Annotated in this window: 21 protein-coding genes and 1 pseudogene; 9 read left to right on the top strand and 13 right to left on the bottom strand. The window is 61.1% G+C overall.

Annotated features, from left to right (window positions below; translation table 11 throughout):
- Positions 1 to 261: 261 nt before the first annotated feature.
- On the bottom strand, positions 262 to 456 hold the full coding sequence (locus WN982_RS39680; RefSeq protein ID WP_341319599.1) for a hypothetical protein: 195 nt from the start codon (positions 454 to 456) through the stop codon (positions 262 to 264).
- A gap of 78 nt (positions 457 to 534) precedes the next feature.
- On the opposite strand from WN982_RS39680, the pseudogene WN982_RS39685 reads away from it, so the two are divergent.
- The 4 genes and pseudogenes from WN982_RS39685 to WN982_RS39700 form a co-directional block, all read left to right on the top strand.
- A pseudogene (locus WN982_RS39685) lies at positions 535 to 827 on the top strand (IS5/IS1182 family transposase); the annotation flags it as partial.
- Between the two features lie 192 nt (positions 828 to 1,019).
- Positions 1,020 to 2,513, top strand: a complete 1,494-nt coding sequence (locus WN982_RS39690) for a DUF4331 domain-containing protein (protein WP_341317401.1) — start codon at positions 1,020 to 1,022, stop codon at positions 2,511 to 2,513.
- A gap of 174 nt (positions 2,514 to 2,687) precedes the next feature.
- Positions 2,688 to 3,911: a hypothetical protein gene (locus WN982_RS39695; protein WP_341317402.1), complete on the top strand. Its 1,224-nt coding sequence runs from the start codon at positions 2,688 to 2,690 to the stop codon at positions 3,909 to 3,911.
- 53 nt (positions 3,912 to 3,964) lie between these two features.
- On the top strand, positions 3,965 to 5,041 hold the full coding sequence (locus WN982_RS39700) for a HupE/UreJ family protein (RefSeq protein ID WP_341317403.1): 1,077 nt from the start codon (positions 3,965 to 3,967) through the stop codon (positions 5,039 to 5,041).
- 26 nt (positions 5,042 to 5,067) lie between these two features.
- Here the strand turns inward: WN982_RS39700 and WN982_RS39705 are convergent, their stop codons facing one another.
- The 12 genes from WN982_RS39705 to WN982_RS39760 all read right to left on the bottom strand — a co-directional run bounded on the left by WN982_RS39705 (position 5,068) and on the right by WN982_RS39760 (position 13,822).
- Positions 5,068 to 5,694: a HupE/UreJ family protein gene (locus tag WN982_RS39705; RefSeq protein ID WP_341317404.1), complete on the bottom strand. Its 627-nt coding sequence runs from the start codon at positions 5,692 to 5,694 to the stop codon at positions 5,068 to 5,070.
- Between the two features lie 3 nt (positions 5,695 to 5,697).
- Positions 5,698 to 6,312, bottom strand: coding sequence for a HupE/UreJ family protein (locus WN982_RS39710; RefSeq protein WP_341317405.1), 615 nt, complete (start codon positions 6,310 to 6,312; stop codon positions 5,698 to 5,700).
- Positions 6,313 to 6,668: 356 nt separating this feature from the next.
- Positions 6,669 to 7,355, bottom strand: coding sequence for a c-type cytochrome (locus WN982_RS39715; protein WP_341317406.1), 687 nt, complete (start codon positions 7,353 to 7,355; stop codon positions 6,669 to 6,671).
- A 391-nt stretch (positions 7,356 to 7,746) separates the two neighbouring features.
- Positions 7,747 to 8,250, bottom strand: a complete 504-nt coding sequence (locus WN982_RS39720) for a hypothetical protein (protein WP_341317407.1) — start codon at positions 8,248 to 8,250, stop codon at positions 7,747 to 7,749.
- A gap of 25 nt (positions 8,251 to 8,275) precedes the next feature.
- The gene (locus tag WN982_RS39725) at positions 8,276 to 8,581 is read right to left on the bottom strand and encodes a hypothetical protein (protein ID WP_341319569.1); all 306 of its coding nucleotides are present in this window, start codon (positions 8,579 to 8,581) and stop codon (positions 8,276 to 8,278) included.
- Positions 8,582 to 8,773: 192 nt separating this feature from the next.
- Positions 8,774 to 9,442: a hypothetical protein gene (locus tag WN982_RS39730; protein WP_341317408.1), complete on the bottom strand. Its 669-nt coding sequence runs from the start codon at positions 9,440 to 9,442 to the stop codon at positions 8,774 to 8,776.
- 231 nt (positions 9,443 to 9,673) lie between these two features.
- A complete protein-coding gene (locus WN982_RS39735; protein ID WP_341317409.1) occupies positions 9,674 to 9,928 on the bottom strand; it encodes a histidine phosphatase family protein in 255 nt (84 codons plus the stop codon).
- Positions 9,929 to 10,147: 219 nt separating this feature from the next.
- Positions 10,148 to 11,074 (bottom strand): hypothetical protein, encoded by a 927-nt coding sequence (locus WN982_RS39740; RefSeq protein WP_341319570.1) that lies wholly within the window; start codon positions 11,072 to 11,074, stop codon positions 10,148 to 10,150.
- 127 nt (positions 11,075 to 11,201) lie between these two features.
- The gene (locus WN982_RS39745) at positions 11,202 to 12,458 is read right to left on the bottom strand and encodes an MFS transporter (protein WP_341317410.1); all 1,257 of its coding nucleotides are present in this window, start codon (positions 12,456 to 12,458) and stop codon (positions 11,202 to 11,204) included.
- Positions 12,445 to 12,873 (bottom strand): chromate resistance protein ChrB domain-containing protein, encoded by a 429-nt coding sequence (locus WN982_RS39750; RefSeq protein WP_341317411.1) that lies wholly within the window; start codon positions 12,871 to 12,873, stop codon positions 12,445 to 12,447. Before WN982_RS39750 ends, WN982_RS39745 begins: the two co-directional genes overlap by 14 nt.
- Before the next feature lie 110 nt (positions 12,874 to 12,983).
- A complete protein-coding gene (locus WN982_RS39755; protein ID WP_341317412.1) occupies positions 12,984 to 13,229 on the bottom strand; it encodes a hypothetical protein in 246 nt (81 codons plus the stop codon).
- Positions 13,230 to 13,270: 41 nt separating this feature from the next.
- Complete coding sequence (locus WN982_RS39760) at positions 13,271 to 13,822, bottom strand: DUF2282 domain-containing protein (protein WP_341317413.1); 552 nt, start codon at positions 13,820 to 13,822, stop codon at positions 13,271 to 13,273.
- Between the two features lie 827 nt (positions 13,823 to 14,649).
- Between WN982_RS39760 and cueR (WN982_RS39765) the strand changes: the two genes are divergently transcribed.
- From cueR (WN982_RS39765) to cueR (WN982_RS39785), 5 genes are all read left to right on the top strand, one after another.
- On the top strand, positions 14,650 to 15,096 hold the full coding sequence (gene cueR / locus WN982_RS39765) for a Cu(I)-responsive transcriptional regulator (RefSeq protein WP_341317414.1): 447 nt from the start codon (positions 14,650 to 14,652) through the stop codon (positions 15,094 to 15,096).
- A 60-nt stretch (positions 15,097 to 15,156) separates the two neighbouring features.
- Positions 15,157 to 15,528: a hypothetical protein gene (locus tag WN982_RS39770; RefSeq protein WP_341317415.1), complete on the top strand. Its 372-nt coding sequence runs from the start codon at positions 15,157 to 15,159 to the stop codon at positions 15,526 to 15,528.
- Positions 15,529 to 15,708: 180 nt separating this feature from the next.
- Positions 15,709 to 15,996 carry a hypothetical protein gene (locus tag WN982_RS39775; protein ID WP_341317416.1) on the top strand — a complete coding sequence of 96 codons (288 nt, stop codon included), beginning with the start codon at positions 15,709 to 15,711 and terminating at the stop codon, positions 15,994 to 15,996.
- Between the two features lie 55 nt (positions 15,997 to 16,051).
- Entirely contained in the window at positions 16,052 to 16,300 is a 249-nt protein-coding gene (locus WN982_RS39780; protein ID WP_341317417.1) for a DUF2933 domain-containing protein, read from the top strand.
- A gap of 251 nt (positions 16,301 to 16,551) precedes the next feature.
- Positions 16,552 to 16,956 (top strand): Cu(I)-responsive transcriptional regulator, encoded by a 405-nt coding sequence (gene cueR, locus WN982_RS39785; protein ID WP_341317418.1) that lies wholly within the window; start codon positions 16,552 to 16,554, stop codon positions 16,954 to 16,956.
- Position 16,957: the final 1 nt, after the last annotated feature.

The following is a 16,957-nucleotide window of genomic DNA, read 5'->3' on the forward strand; positions in this document are numbered from 1 at the left end:
TGACCAGCGTCTTGTATCGGCCCAGGGTGGTCTCACCCAACGCGTCGTCCATAACCCGTGGCGTTCTGCCAAGCCAGCCGCCCCTGAGTGTCCGGTCATGGCCAGATGGCCGTCCCGCTGCGAGGGCGCTGCATCGGCCGCATCGCTGGGCACTGCCGTCGAGCGTCAGTCCCATCGGGCTGATCACGGATTCCAGCAGGCCTTCGGCCTGACGCAGCGGCATCCTGAATGCCGTGCGCAACATCAGGCAGGTGCTGATGGTCAGGCCCGGGTAGCGCGTTGTCTGCCTGGCGTCGTCCGGTACGGCGCGGTCCGTTGTTCCAGCACCTCAGAAGTGATCCACGGCGTCAGGCTGCCTCGTTGCTTCAGTCCGTCTTCATCTTCCTGCCAGTTCGCCATCCCGAACGATATCTCCGGAATGTGGTGCCGGCGCGCGGCGTTGTGCTTGTCGGGCATCGAATTCCCACAGAACTGGCAAGCCAGAAATTTGCCTCGCAACCCTCTCAGATTCCCATCCGTGCACCAACGCCTGTCAAGACGGTCGGTGCCGGCAAGGCGTGCGACACGCGAGACTTCGTTAAGGATTGCCGCGCGCAACGTGACGCCGCACGTGGCACGCAGCGATGAGTGCCGGGGTGGCAGGCAGTGCGAACGATGGCCGCACTTCGCGACACGCGAACTACCCTGTGAACCAGGTCCTCTGGACACGCATCGAAGAACATTTGCGCTGGGGCATCACCCTTCACCGGATTTGCCAGACCGTATGTCGAGAGATGAGGTGCGTCGATCAGTACTTCGTTCTGACGATAGTGTGGCCAGCAAGCTGACGTCACGAATACTGAGCGCGGTGCCACGAGAGCGGCGCGATGAGCCGCCGACATGCACATGCCACGCGACACCATCCCGCTACTTGCCTGCGCGAAATCCATATCGCAGCAACGAATCTTGCCTATATTGAGACAGTGTCCTCCTTCCTGTGACGAACCGCCGTTCCGGCGTCGTATCTTTGAGGAGTTGCCATGCTTACTTCAGGATTTAATTTGCGGCCGGTCTACTTCGCGTTGAAGCAGGTACTCGCCGCCGGAATTCTATTGTGCGCCGCCGCGAGCGTTGCTTACGCGTCGAGCCATCGCGAGGCGCCTCTGATTGCGACGATGCCGAAGGTGGATGGCACCGACTTCTACATGTTCAACAGCTATGAGCCGAACCGACGCGGCTATGTGACGCTGATCGCGAACTACTCGCCATTGGAAGACGCCTACGGCGGCCCGAATTACTTCGCCCTCGACCCCAATGCGCTGTACGAAATTCACATCGACAACGTCGGCGACGGCAAAGCGCATCTGACGTTTCAGTTTCGTTTCAAGAATACAGTGCGTAACGTCGCACTGAACGTCGGCGGCAAGCAGGTGGCGATTCCTCTCGTTCAGGCGGGCCCGGTGTCAGCAGGCGACTCATCGAAGCTGAACGTTAACGAAACGTACACGCTCAAGGTATTGCGTGGTGCCTCTCATGAAGATTCTGAGGAAGTGATGGTCACGGGTCCGGGCGGCATCACGACCTTCACCAAGCCAACGGACTTCATAGGGACGAAGACGTTCGGCAGCGTAAGTGGTTATGCCAGCTACGCGCGGCAATATGTGTACACGATTAACATTCCCGGGTGCGGGGCCCCAGGGCGCGTTTTTGTGGGCCAAAGAAAGGAGTCGTTTGCGGTGGCGCTCGGCAAGACGTTCGACTTGCTCAACCTTAATCCGCTGGGTCCCCGAAACGGTAACGCGAACGATCTGTCCGACAAGAACATCACCTCGATCGCGCTCGAGGTTCCGACCCAGTGCCTGGTTGGCGAGCGCGGCACGTCGGTTATCGGTGGCTGGACGACGTCAAGCATTCGCAAGGAGAGGCTGAGCGATAACGACGCGGCAGGTATATCAGAGGGGGGCTGGACGCAAGTTTCCCGGCTCGGGATGCCACTGGTCAACGAACTCGTGATCGGCTTGAAGGACAAGGACAAATTCAACAATTCGAAGCCCGCGAACGATGGGCAGTTTGCGGACTATGTGACGAATCCCACGCTTCCTGCGTTGATCGAGAGCCTTTTCCCCGGGGCCAAAGCGCCTACAAACTTCCCGCGCCTCGATCTGGTTTTCACATTCCTCACAGGATTTCAGGGACTCAATCAGCTGAGAACGGTCACACCATCCGAAATGTTGCGTCTGAATACGTCTATTCCACCCACACCCAAAGGCAGTCAGAAGAATCTGGGGGTCCTCGCCGGCGACAACGCGGGCTTTCCAAACGGACGGCGGCCAGGGGACGATGTCGTCACGGCATCACTCAGGGTGGTGATAGGGGTGCTGTGTACATTCAACAAGCCTGGGATCTTCGGCTGCTCACCGTCCGACGCTCCAGCCGGAGCGGCTCCTCTGACAGATGGCGCAGCAATCGACGACAGCGTATTTGACAATTCCTTTCCTTATCTGACCACGCCGATCCCGGGTGCGATGAATTGACAACCGGGCAAGCGCAACCTGAATGAGTCGCAGCAGACCATGATGCGGCGCGGGGTTCACCCTCTCGCCGCATGACAGACCGAGGCGGCCATGGCGCTAAAAAGATCGACCGCCCTCAAGGTGCTACGGGCCTATCGTTCGAATCGGACGCGTGTCGTTAAAAGGGAAACGAATGTGCGGCGCATCCTGTGCGTATCGTGCCTCTTCGTTGGCCTGGCAGGCGCGTTGGCGAACGCGGCTCCCGTGCGGCCGCAACAGGACTCACAGGTGCTGGAAACGCTCCCGCCCCGTGCGCACGACTCACTTAACTCGACCATTGCGAGCATGCACGCAGCCCTGGCTGCGGGCGGTCAGAACTTCGACCTGGCGGCTGAGCTCGCGAAGCGCCACCTGGAGCGTTTTCGGCGCGATCAAGACCCGCGCGACCTGGGCCAGGCCGAAGCCGCAATCGAACCGTGGCTCCGGCAGCCAAACCCACCGCCGCGCGCATTGGTGTTGCGGGCGAGCGTCCGGCAAAGCAACCACTTCTTTGCAAGCGCGCTCGACGATCTCGATCACGCAATTCACGCCCAGCTGGACAACGTGGATGCGTGGCTGATCCGTGCGAATATCCTGCAAGTGCAAGGCCGCTACCTGGAGGCCCGGCAGAGTTGCGGTCGGCTCATCCTGATGAATACCGCCATCGCGGGGATATGCCTCGCCAATGTGGCAGCGGTCAGCGGCAGGCCCGAGCAGGCTTATTTCCTTTTGCAACAGCTTGCCGCGCAGATACCACCGACCGATTCGCTCTACACCTGGCTGATGGTCAGTCAAGCCGAAACGGCGGTCTGGATGGACAAGCAGGAAGCCGCCGAACAGTTCTTCCGCAAGGCGCTGGCCGCCAATCCGCGCGACGCATACCTTAAAGCAGCCAGGGCTGACTTCCTGCTCGACCGGAACCGGCCAAGAGAGGTCCTCACTCTGCTGGCGGCCGACATCCGAAACGACAACCTGCTCCTTCGCCTGGCGCTGGCAGAGAAACAGGCGGGGCTGAATGCTGATCTGGCGCCTCATGTCGAAGACTTGCGAAGTCGGTTTGCGGCGTCCGCCGAGCGGGGTGATCGCGTGCATCTGCGCGAGGAAGCCATTTTCAACCTGAAACTCCTTAACGACCCGGAAAAAGCGCTCAGCCTGGCCGAGGCCGATTGGCAGGTGCAAAAAGAGGTCGCGGATTGCCGGATCCTGATGGAGGCGGCGATCGCCGCCCGGCAGCCTGCCCGCGCCGCTCCCGCGATGACGTGGCTGAAGACCGCGCGATTGCGCCATCCGGTCTTGACGACACTCGAGGCGCGGCTGGCAAGCCTTGTCGTTGGGGCCGGGTCTGCGATGCGGGCAACGCACAGCGGCTCGTCTGCATGAAACGGCGAGCGCCCGGGTGGCTGGCAGTCTTCATGTTGTGCTGGGCTGCCGCGGTGCAGGCGCACAAGCCGAGCGACAGTTACCTGACGCTTACAGTCAGCGACAAAACGATTGTGGGCCGATGGGATATCGCACTTCGCGACCTGGACAATCCGCTTATCCTCGATGCGGACGGGGACGGCGTGCTGACATGGGGCGAGGTCCGCGTCCGCGAAGCGGACATCAAGTCGTATGCCTTCACGCGGATCAAGCTTACGGGTGACGGGCGAGCGTGCGCGATTCATCCAGGCGACCTGCTGATCGACCACCACAGCGACGGCGCGTACGCGGTGCTCGAATTCGACGTGGCCTGTCCAACTCGACCGACCCGGCTTGGCATCGACTACCGCTTGTTTGCCGACGTCGACACGCTGCACAAAGGACTCATACACGTCGTGAGCAACGGCGCTACAACGACGGCTATTCTTGGGCTCAGTCATCCGACCGAGATCCTGGACATACGCGGGAAGGGAGTCGGGCGCGCCTTCATCGATTTCGTTGGGGAGGGCATGTGGCACATCTGGCGCGGCTTCGACCACGCCCTGTTTCTCCTGTCACTGATGTTGCCGGCAGCTTGCGTGTTGCACGGGAAAAAGTGGTTTCCTGCCGACTCCCCGAGGGCCGTGTCGATCGATGTATTGAAGCTCGTCACTGCGTTCACGGCGGCACACGCAATCACGTTGTCTCTTGCCACGCTGCACGTCGTGGCGTTGCCGTCGCGGTGGGTGGAAGTCGCTATCGCTGTGACGATCCTGCTTTCCGCGCTCAACAATATTGTTCCGCTGGTGCGCATGCGCCGTTGGCTGGTCGCGTTTTCTTTTGGCTTGATCCACGGCTTCGGCTTCGCAAGCGTGCTGACCGATATGGCCCTCCCGACATCCCTGCTTGCGGCTGCCCTTGCCGGGTTCAACATCGGTGTGGAATTGGGGCAGATCTCGCTGGTCCTGCTGCTATTGCCCATTCTTTACATCTATCGGTCGAGCCGTTGGTTTCGCCTGGCTACCCTTTACGGCGGATCAGCAGCCATCACGGTTTTCGCAACCCTGTGGATTTATGAACGAACGACAGGGCTGACAGTGCTTGCACTTTAGATGCGATTGACGGCTGTGGAGATGACCTAGGAGAGAAGCAACGCACGTTGAGTGAGACTGAGAACGAGAAGCCCGATTGCTGCGGCCCAGCTGCCCGCGACGCGCACGGCAATGGCGATCCAGGTGGGCCGTAGCCGCAGCAGGAACGAGGTCGCCGCAACCGTGTAGGCGATCAGGATGAAGCTCGCGACCGCCATGCCCGCTATGAAAACGCCTGGGCGGATTTGACCGATGATGGCTGATCCGTTTGCGTAACCGTGGGTCAGGCCGAACCCGACCGACAGAATCAGGATCAGCCATGACGGCAACGTCAAGGCCGCCGCAAGGAGGGAACCCAGCAATACGGCTGAGACAACGTTGAGCAGGAGAACACCACGCAGATCCGGAACGGAAAGGGCAGTGCACGCGCCGGCTGCCATGGCGGCCGGAAATGCCCAAAGCACGAATTCACATCGTTTCAGGCCGTTCTGCCCTGCCAGCGCGCCGAGCACCAGCATGGGCAATACATGTTCCGGCGACGTCAACGGATGCAGCATCCCGGCGTAAAAGTCGCCCGCGCCCTGGTACACCGCGTGTGCTTCGGCTGATGCAAGCAACATCAGCGCACTCAGACCGGCAGCGGCTTGCCGGACCACCCGGTGCAATGCGCGCATGCGTCACGCTCCCCGAATCGCATATGTGAGGAAATAGACACCGCAGCCGGAGATGAGGGCTCCGCCTGCCCGCAGTGCATAGCCGCCCGCCTTCCAGCGATTGACTGTGCCGATCAGGATGCCGAGCGCATGAAGTGTGCCGGTGGCCGCGACGAAGCCGATCGCGTAGGTCATTGCGTTCGCGGACCCGGGTAGTTCCGCCCCGTGTGCGTGTCCATGGCAGATGGCGAACAGGGCAACCAGCAGACCCGCAATCCAGAGCGGCGGCGTCAACGCAAGTGCCACCGCCGCACCGAGTGCCAGTGCCGATAGCGCAATGCCGACCTCGATCCCCGGAATCGGGACGCCTAGGCCGCCGAGAACAGCGCCGAAGGCCATGACGATCGGGAACGTGACCGGCAGCACCCAAATAGCCGGTCTCCCAAGCTGGGCACCCCACAATCCAACTGCAACCATCGCGACGACGTGATCCAGGCCGGAAATCGGGTGTCTGAAACCGGCGAGCAGGCCGCCGGATATGTCGCCTTGGCCGATATGCGCGAATGCGATGACCGGAAAAAGACACCCATACCCGAATACAAGTCCCGCGTGGATCGCGCGTCGCATTCCGAAAGTCATGATGATCCTTTCGAGGTGTCTGCACCCGCCTGACACCGGACTGAGCACGCATCAGACCTGGCTTTTCCCGGCTTCGTCAAGTCATCTGCTGGGGCGTCATCCGTGGACTATCCGGCATTCCCCAACACTATAGGTCGCCTGCAGCGAGTCGCCAACGGCGTTGGTGCGCGAATCGGAATCCGGGAAGGTTGTGAGGCAAACTTCCGGCTTGCCAGCTCCTGCCGGAATTCAATGCCGAACAGACACGACGCTGCGCGCCGGCACCGCATGCCGACGATATCGTTCGGGCCAGACGATCTGGCGGGCCTATACAGACGGACTGAAGTAACGAGGCAGCCTGGCGCCTTTGGGCACCCCTAGTTATGGACTGCTCTTCGATCGGTGGGCATGTCGGTCGACATCCCGATCTCGGATGGAAGCGCCTTCACGTAAGCAGCTACTGCGCGAAATTCCTGCTCCGACATGTTGATGCAGATCGCCTTCATGGTTGCACCACGGGGCCTGTCTTCGGTGCGCTGGTAGACCAGCAGCTGCTTCACGACATAATCCGCATGTTGACCAGCGAGGCGAGGATTTGGACCCGCCCCCTCACCGTGCTGTCCGTGACATGAAATGCATGCCGCGACGTTCCTGTCCGGCAGGCCGGATGCGAATATCGTCCTCCCCTGGTCGATGAGCATGCGATCGCCAGACTCACCCCGAGCCGCAGGCTGATCCGAAAAATATGTGGCGATCTCCTCGATTTGCGACTCGGTCAGGTGAGTAAAGCCCCACATGAATCGTTTGGCATTCGGATCAGCCCGGCTATGCGACTTGAAGTCCGTTAATTGATCGATAAGGTATTGCCGCTGTTGACCTGCCAGCTTGGGAAACATCGGTGACACCGAGACGCCGTTCGCGCCATGACAGTTCGAGCAAACTTGCAGGGCAATTGTCTTCCCGGCGACCGCCGGGTTGTCGATCGCGCGTGATCGTTCCAGGTCGTGACAACCCGACCCCGCAAGCAACGTCACAAGCGATATGAATCGCGTCACGTTTTTCATGTCGCGAACCTCCAACCGCCGTCACTGTTTTTTGGATCGACGCCACCGCATGACCAGGCGCAGCGCCATCCACTCACGGTTAAACGACTCGCGCTCGCTTTTTATTCCGTGAGCACGAAGGTTCGTTTCGCGAAGAGCTGCTTGCAGCAAGGCTCGGCGACTCGGCAATTTTTCCGAATTGGGCGATCTTGCAAGTTGTTGTGATCCACACGGATTTTCAGAATCAAACCGCCTATTTTGTGCGGAAGGTGCGATTACCCTTAGCCACGGCGAGCCCGCTTCCGTGGCTTTGTCGACGGAAGGGCGTAGAGGCGAGCGTGAGTGCGATGTGAGGCGACGTTGCGCTGTGAGTTAATAAGGACTACATTGCAACTGACGGCGAGCTTCAGCCTCAACTCGCTGGAGGCGGTGGTGGCGGCAAGCCTGGGGGCGGCGGTGCATAGGGCCGTGTGCCCGGCGCGATCATCATGCGTCCGCGGACCGGAATGCGATCACCGACGGCATACATGCACTGGAGGTAAGCATAGTCGTAGCGGCGCTGCACGCCGTAGGCCGAGCCTTGCGCGGCGCCCGCGCCAAACGCACTTCCGACAAGCAGGCCGACACCCGCGCCCACGGCCGCGCCGGAGCCTCCATTGAATGCCGCACCCGCAGCCGCGCCGAGTCCCGTTCCAATGGCGGCGCTGCCAACCGCGCTCGCGGTTGCCGCCTGATTGGCCGATACTCCACCCACCTGATTGAACGCAAATTGCCGGCACGAGGCGTCGTCTGCGCGGAACTGGTCGAACGTCTTTCCGGTGCCGGGCAACGCCATAACGCTCGGAGCGGTCGGCAGGACGGAGCATGCGCTGGCACAGGTCAGCGAGGCAAGCAGGGCAAGTCTTGAATACTTCATGGCGCTTTGAACAGCCAGTTGATCGTCAACGGGAAGATGCGGGCTGCGGAGGCACTTCACGCCACCCGCCGGGGCACTGCTTCACATACGGGTAGTAGGCCCTGGACGCATCGCAGTAATACCAGGAGCCGCTGGACTGCCTCGGGCCGGCTGACGGCTGCCCCTGTTCGACGTAGGTCACCGGAGCGGCCGGCACGGCGACGACCGGCGGGTAGTAGTAGTACGGGAGCGGAGCGACCGGATAGAAGAAGGGGGTGCCCACGCCGACAAAGACCCGCGCGTGCCCGGCATCTGCTGACCCGGATGCGCAGCCGGCGGCCAGCACCGCCATCGTGACGAAAATCTTCAAGCTTTTCACGACGAACTCCTCACTGGACGTTTTTGCCATCAGCTTGACGCCAACCTGGCCACCGGCTAACAGCGACCGGTAGCACTGCAGAATTCTTGAGCGGCCTACGTAGTTCGTTCTTCAGTGGCCCCTTTGGGCTATCCCGGATGCAAGGTGGGAGCAGGAAAGGTTGGGCTAGTGCCGTCGCATCCCGCCGGACACGCGCATACCACCGGACGTGGGCATGCCACCGGACATGCGCATACCACCGGACATGGGCATGCCACCGGACACGCGCATACCACCGGACGTGGGCATGCCACCGGACACGCGCATACCACCCGACACGGGCATGCCACCGGACACGCGCATACCACCCGACACGGGCATGCCACCGGACACGGGCGTGCGACTCATGCCTCCGGACCCGCGTATGCCCCCGCCGGGGAATGGTCTGCGGTGAAAGCCGGCTCCCATTAGCACACCGAAGTGATTGTGATCCATCTGGTGGAAATGATCGAAGTGACGGAAATGATGGAAACGATCGACAAAGATGAAGCTCACGCCCCCGCCGATGAAAAGCGGCGGCCCCCAATACCAGGGGTCAGGATACGGGTAGGCCGTGACCGGGTACCACAGCTCGCTGCCATCAGGGTTTTGCACGATCTGCCATGTTCCGTCACTTTGCAGGCACGCACGTCCGATGATCTGCCGCATCGTGCCGTCAATTTCTGCCTGCCCGGCGACCGCGCGGCAATTGGAGCTGTCGGCCGGGACGGGTGAATCGTAGTAGGTTTGCGCGAGTGCAGGCGCAGTAAAGCCGAGACAGATGGCTAATGTCCCGAAACGAAGTAATTTGTCCATGATGGGGTCCTGAATGGATCCCCGACGTTTCGACGCGCGGCGTCACCAGCGTCATCCAGCACATGGGTTTGCTTGCGCAAATTCACGCCGCGGCGGTAGAGACTTGCCGCTCGGGACGTGGTTGCCCGATGGGTAAACGATGGAACATGCCGGACTATTCCAGGCCGTGAAGGGGACAGTCGATCTCGCCGAAGCAGACACCCATCAGCCGGCCGGGATCAAGGCATGGCATCACGACTGCGTCGGCCACCACGCCCATCCGCGAGTCGAACGCCGCAATTCGACAACCGGGAGCGGCGCGACCTCGATTCGCGAAAACGCTGCGGGTGACGCATTCAGCACATGAAATACCGCAGCACGGATTATCGAAGCATGCGTGATCGCGACGACGGTGCCAGTATCACCCAAGGCATCAAGCCATGTCCTAACGCGCGCCAGCACCTCAACAAACGACTCACCGTCGTGCGATGCCGCTCCCCGGATCACGGCTCCACGCCGCCGATGCGTGTGGCTCGTCGGCGGCGATACCCTCCCTGATTAAGCGACCCTGAGGCCGTAATGGGGTCGGTACGGTCAATTGGAAGTCTCGCCCGTCAAATGGATTTGAAATACCTCCCTCTAACACGTTGCCTGTCTTCTCGGGGAGCAGGGAGCGATTTCGCCGTTCGCCGAAGTGTTCGACTGCTCGGCCGCGCCACGACGGCCTCAGCCTTGCGGCGCCATGATGCGCAACGTCGCCTGTCCCTGAACATTCTTGAGCGGGAAGTAGGCATGATGCGTCGAGTCATCCACCGCGACGATATGCGCATTGGGCCCGATGCGGCCGTCGCCGATCTTCGACACCTGGCCCGCTTTGACTTTGAACATCGAGACGATGCCGGCTTCGCCAGCGACGTAAAGCAGATGCAATTGCGGGTCGAAGGCCAGGACGTCCGGATTCTGACCGACGTCGAAGGACGACGTAACGTGCATCGTGTGCATGTCGAGCACCAGCAGCTTGTCATTGCCTTCGCAGGCAATGAAAGCGAGTCGTTGCTGCGGATCGATCAGCAGGCCGTGATTGCCCCGCGCGCCCGGCAGATTGATCTGCGCGAGGATCCGGTCGTTGGCCGGGTCGATCTCGACCAGCTTCCTTTGGGATTGCACGTTCACAAAAATGTGCCGGGAAACCGGATCGTACTGGGTATTGCCGACCTCGCCGCCGAGCGGGATCGTCGCAATCCGCGTGTTCGAGCGAACGTCGATCACCGTCGCAGTCTCGCCCGTTTCGTCGGAGACATAGAGCTTGTGTGCGTCGGGTGCGTAGGCCATGCCGTCCGGGTAGCTGCCGCCCGGCATGCGCGCGGTGATTTTTAGCGTGGGTTCGTCGATCGCGACGATCTCATCTGAGCCGGTGGCCGACGCATACACGCGGGACAGCTCGGGAATGGCGAGTACGCCGTGGACCGAGGCCACGTCCGGAATCCTGGCGATCACGCGCGCAGCGCGCGTGTCGAACACAACGATCTCGCCGTCGCCCAGATGGGCGATGAACAGCAGGTGACGATCCGGGTCAAAGCTTGCGTAGTCGAGTCGGGTCGGCCGTCCGCCCAGCGGAACGTCGGCGACCTGTTTCAACGGCAGACCGCCCATTTCAACACCGTCGTCCGCGCCTGACGCCGAGAACACAGCGGCCCCCAGCGCAGCAGCGATAGCGCACGCGACCGGAAGCAGCCAACGAGCAGCAGGCCGAGACCAAAGTGTATTCATGATGCGAAATTCAATCAGTGAGCTTCACCCGTCGGAATGCCCCCAGTAGCGTGAGGTCATAGGCAATCTTCAGCAGGCCGCAGGCGACAAGTGGGGCGCCGACCCAGCCCATTGCCAGCAGCGCGCCGGCCAGCGTGGGGCCAAGCGCCGAAGCGAGGCTTCTGGGTACCGACGTGAAGCTTGCCGCCGCCGGACGCTCGGGCGGTGTCACCACCGCCATCACATAGGCCGTCCGGGTTGGCACGTCCATTTGCGACAGCGCGCTGCGCACGAGCAGCAGCGTCAGCGTCATCAACATAGTCGGCGCGAAGGCAGCAGCGATCAGGCAGAGGCTGGACGGGATATGGGTGAACACCATCGTGTTCAGCAAACCGATCTTGCGAGCCAGTGGCACCGCAGCGAGCTGCGAGCCCGCGGTCAACAGACCCGCCCAGAAGAAAAACTGCCCGGCCGCGCCGAGGGAAAGCCCAAAGCGCTGCATCAGCCAAAGCGACAGCAACGAGTTCACGACCAGGCCGCCGGCAAATGCGTCCACACTGAAAAGCAGCGCGAGGCGCGTGACAATCCCGCGCGACGGACCTAGCGGCGCGCTGCGCGACCGGTCGTGCGCCTGAGGTTCGGGCAACCTGCGATAGAGGAACCACAGTGCGACACCGACTAGCGCATAAACGCCGAACATCGCACGCAGGGATGCGAGCAAAGACAGGCCCGCATGCGCGACGAGCCAGCCCGGGAGCGCTGCCGCCAAAGCGCCTACCGAGGCGGACACCGCGCCCACCAGGCTGTAACGGGCGAATATCGCTGTGCGGGCATCGCCGACGGCTGAACCAGCGAGACGCGCCAGTTCCAGTGGCAGGAACAGACTGACGTCCCCCGAACTGGGGTTGAGCGTCCCGACGAACGCGACAATGAGCAGCGGCCACAGCGCAGACAGTCCTGCAAAGCCCATACCGGTCGCGGCCATCAGGCATGCCGCCAGGGTGAGCATGCGACGCAGCGGATAGCGACCGGCGAACATTCCAACCAGGATCGTTGCCATCGCCGAGCCGATCAGCGTGGCGCTACTGACCAGTCCCACGTCCAGTTGGCCGAAACCGAGCGCGAGCAGATACGCGGGCAGCAGCACAGCGACAAATCCATCACAGAAGCCACGCAACCCGCGACCGATGAGCAGGGGCAAGGCAGTTGCGTCAGCTCCGGCGGGCAGCATCAGGCGTGACACTGCACCGCGATGCGCGACCGAGGCCGCGGTCCTATGTGCGCCCATCGCCCTGACACCACGCATAGAGCGCGTCGTAGACAACCATGCCGTACCGCAGCTGTTCATGATCGTCGTCGAAATGGCGCGACAGCCCCACGGAAATCGCATAGAGACCGCTCGCTTCGGGCGCGAGATCAAGCCGGCTGGTGTCCGCCCCGCGCACGATCTGCGCGAGTTTCAGCAGCGCCGGGTCGATCAGCTGGTACTTCTGCAGGAACGCATCGAAACTGCACAGCTCGCCGTGGTGACCCAGTTCGACGTTCGGCACGTCATAGGGAATGGCACCGGTTTCCTGGGCCACCCGCAGCACCTCGTCGCGCGGCACGTAAAGGAACTCGGCCTCCTTGTCGATGAACCTGACGATCAGCCACGGACAGGCGATCCGGTCAACCTTGGGACGTTCGCGCGTGACCCATTTCATGATGTTTCTCCATGCCGCAGTGATATGCGAGCGGCGCTCGCTCAATCGTCGTCTTCGCCTGCGTCGGTGGCGACCACCTTTCCGCCTTCGTCGATGATGAGCTCCTGCTTCTAATTACCAGAGCCCAGCGCGACGGCATAGCGAGTCGTGCCCTTCGCGGTCTGCTTTTCGATTTCGCCGACACTGCGGCCTTGTGCCTGCTGCGCGATCGTTGCCTTGACGGGCGCCGGTAGCTGCGACAGGCCGACCGCTTCCTGATAACGCCCTTCGAACGGCTTCTCTTTGCACCCGGCTAGCGCGAGGCCTGCGGCCAGAACGAGGTCGTCCAGAGCCAACGGATGAATGCGAACCGACATGACATGCTCCCGGTCGTATGGCGATGCACTGGCGACCTTGATCAGAGGCCCAGTGCGTCGAATCGCGTCGCCACCTGGGTCCAGTTGATGTTTTGCATGAAGGCATCCACATACGCTGCAGCCTTCGCACCGAAATCGATGTGGTATGAATGCTCGTACATGTCCAGCGCGAGAATCGGCGTTCCGTCAGCGAGCGTGTGCGCGTGGTCGGACGCCCACTGGTTCGTGAGGCGGCCGAGGCGTGGCGACCAGCTGCACAGCACCCGGCCGGAGCCACCGCCCAGCGCCTTGCCCATGGCGGCGATTTCGGCCGCCCCGTGCGGCTCACTGCGATCGTAGTAGGTGTCGACCGTACCGCCGAGCTTGCGGCACGTTCCCTTCGGCACGTTCTTGAAGTCGCCCTTGTCGTTGTCGACCTTCGATTCGCCGGCGCAGCCATCCACGCCGGTTTTGCTCCCGCAGTCGTTCTGACCGGCCTTCGCGATGCCGTAGCACCTCACGTTGTCCTCTGCATGCGCGACGCCCGATCCTGCGGCGCCGAGACTCGCGAGGGCTGCGGCAACGAGGGCCTGGCGGGCGAGAGTCGATTTCATCCTGGTTCTCCCGGAACTGTCCAATGCGACGCGTCGGGTTGCGTGTCCCGGGGTCTGCCTTCTTCTCCCGCAGAATCTGGCGCTTTAATGACGTAACGATGTTGATCGTAAATCATTATTTTGCACGCGTGGACCCCGGGCCTGCAGGGTTGCCGCAAGGTCCTGCTCAACAAGGCTTTCCGGCCACTTATCCCCAGATTTTGCATGAAAGGAACGACTACTCCCTCTCGAACTGCTTGTCGGCGCGGCGCCTGATCATGCGGCCGTGATCGCGGTATTGACGGCGTTGAATCAATGCCGTGGACCATCTACTCGCCCTTCGTTGTCAAACTTTCACAGCGCTCGACATTTCCGCTGCCGCTCCTAGTGCGGCCAAAGCGCAGCTGGGTGCGATGACCGAATCTCGTTCGCGAATCGGCATCTCGCCCCTGAGGGGAACGTCACGATCATTCGTGTTTCTCAATCCGGAGTGTGCAACGCCACTCGTCGCCGGAATGCTCCGACTCAGGCCTTTCACGTTCCATGCGTCCACGGTTTTGCCGTGGCTGTGCTCTGAGGATTCGAACGATGAAGCGGAGTCTAGGCACTCCCACCGCTGGAGTGTCAAGGGCGCGGCAATGAAATTTTGGCGTCCAATGTTCGCCCGAAAAAGACCTTGACATTCCCGCAACTGGAAGGTTTAGAGTGAAATCGGGCTAGAGGCAATAGATGGAATTGCTGCTACGGGTTTTCGCCGGGGCCGCTCATTCCGGAGCGGGCAGCGTAGCGTTGTGACGCTGCGGCATGGCCGTTGGCAAGTCACTGCAATGTAGTGGGTGAGGTGTGGAATGAATATCGGACAGGCAGCCAGCGCATCGGGTGTTTCGGCAAAGATGATCCGCTACTACGAAAGTATCGACCTGGTACAGGTCGCCTCGCGATCCGATAGTGGTTACCGGACGTACGGCGACAGCGACGTTCACTTGCTTCGCTTCATCCGGCAAGCCCGTACCTTGGGATTCCCGATCGAGCAGATCAGGCAACTGCTCTCGTTATGGCAGGATCAGAATCGTGCGAGCGCGGAAGTCAAGGCAATTACGAAACGACATATCGGCGAGCTGGACGCCCGCATTGCCGAACTCGTTGTGATGCGCGACACGCTCTCCTACCTCGCGAAGCATTGCGCGGGTGACAGCCGGCCTCGCTGCCCGATCTTGGAGGGAATTGACCGCGCTGATACCCGGCAGGACCAGGATTGCAAAACCGCGGACCGCCGTGTGGCGCTCGCATCATGACGCGAGTCCCCGCACGAGCGTTGCCTGATTGAACTCGTTATTCCGAATCTGAACCGACACGTGAAACACGCCGTCAAATTGATACTGTATCTGCTGATCGCATGGCTGCCCCTGACGGGGTTTGCCGCGTCGGTATCAATTTGTCCGCACATGCCAACCACAATGAGTGCATCGTCACAGACGATGCACTCACCGGCAACGCAGCATACGGCCGCCACGACTGCGACGCATGCGGCCACCGCCGTATCGATCATGCACCAGTCCGATTGCAACGGCAGTATCGGCGGCGCTGGCTGCAATCTTGCGGCGATACCGTCAGCCTTGGTAGTTGTGGTTGCCGCTCCGACTATGCTCGTCTACACGTCATTCGACGTCACGCTTCTTCCGCAGTTCATCCCCGACCTTCCGCAGCGCCCCCCTCAATTTCTGTAACTCCCTTCGCTGGTATTAGGCGTCAAGACCGTACGCAGGCGTCAACGCGCGCGTACGGTCTCGAGCCGGCACGGTGATATCCCGGCTTGATTGATTAAGTCCGTGATATTCATGCGGCGCCTCAGGAAGGTGATCAGACGATCTTCGATTCTCGATTTCCGCATTAACAAGGGAGGTTTTATGCATACCAAGCACCTGGCTGCTGCGGTACTCGCAGTTGCTTTGTTAGGAGTGAGTGGCTTGAGCGCGGCGGCTGGAACACCGCAATCGGCCATGCACGATCGTGGAAGCTCGATGATGGGCGGGGCAATGATGGGTGGGGAGATGATGCGCAACTGCCCGATGATGGGGCAACTCCCGCCAGGAAACGAAAAACTGGCCATGCAGATGCACGGGGAAATGATGAAGGCGATGGGCGACATCATGCTCAAGTACGCCGACAAGATTCAGGCCCCAGCCGCGAAATGACACGTAGCGCCTGTTGATTCAGGCAATCACCGAACTTCGATCAAGGAGCAATACCATGAAATGCACGAAAACAATGGTTGTCACGGGCGTCGCCTTGCTGGCTGCCCTGGCGCTCGCCTATACGGCGCTTCCTCAGTTCCGGACGCTTGTAGTCAGCGCCGGACCCTACCTGCTGTTCCTGCTGTGTCCGCTGTCCATGCTGTTTATGATGAAAGGTATGCATTCCAGCAACGACGATCATCGTCCGTCGACGGTCGAGACATCACGCGATCAGCAACCTCAGTCGCAGATCAGCAAACAGTGATCCTGATGGTTTTCATCTAAAGCAGTTACGTCGGGCGAATGCGCAATCGTGCGCATTCGCCCGGTAAAGCGGCTGCGAGGAATGCTTTTTTGATTGCATGCTTGAGAAGGGTGCTTGTCGCGGTCCGCGTCGCAGTGGCGACCGGCAGCATCAGTGTGTGGGCAACGCGCTCCTGCTTACGCTGGCGGCCGTCGATTGAAACGTGCACTCATGTCTAGTCGTTGCAGGCAGTCCAACGAGGAAGTCACAAGATGAACATTGGGCAAGTTGCCAGTTCCACCGGTATGTCGGTCAAGATGATCCGATACTACGAAAGCGTTGACCTGATTCAGCCACGCGGACGTGCTGCGAGTGGCTATCGGATCTATAGTGATAGCGACGTTCAGGTTCTGCGCTTCATCCGGCAGGCACGCACGTTGGGATTTTCGATCGAACGAATCCGGAAGCTGCTGGCCCTGTGGCGTGATGAAGATCGCGCGAGTTCCGATGTCAAGGCGGTCGCCCTGAAGCATCTCGCCGAGTTGAACATGCAGATAGTCGAATTGTTGGCCATGCGCGATTCACTCGACAAGCTGGTGCAGCAATGCGTGGGCGACAGTCGATCTGACTGCGCGATATTGGAGGGCTTGCACCGTCGCGATGGATCTCTCGATTAAG

It is taken from the genome of Paraburkholderia sp. IMGN_8 (assembly GCF_038050405.1).
In the GTDB taxonomy this organism is placed as follows: Bacteria; Pseudomonadota; Gammaproteobacteria; order Burkholderiales; family Burkholderiaceae; genus Paraburkholderia.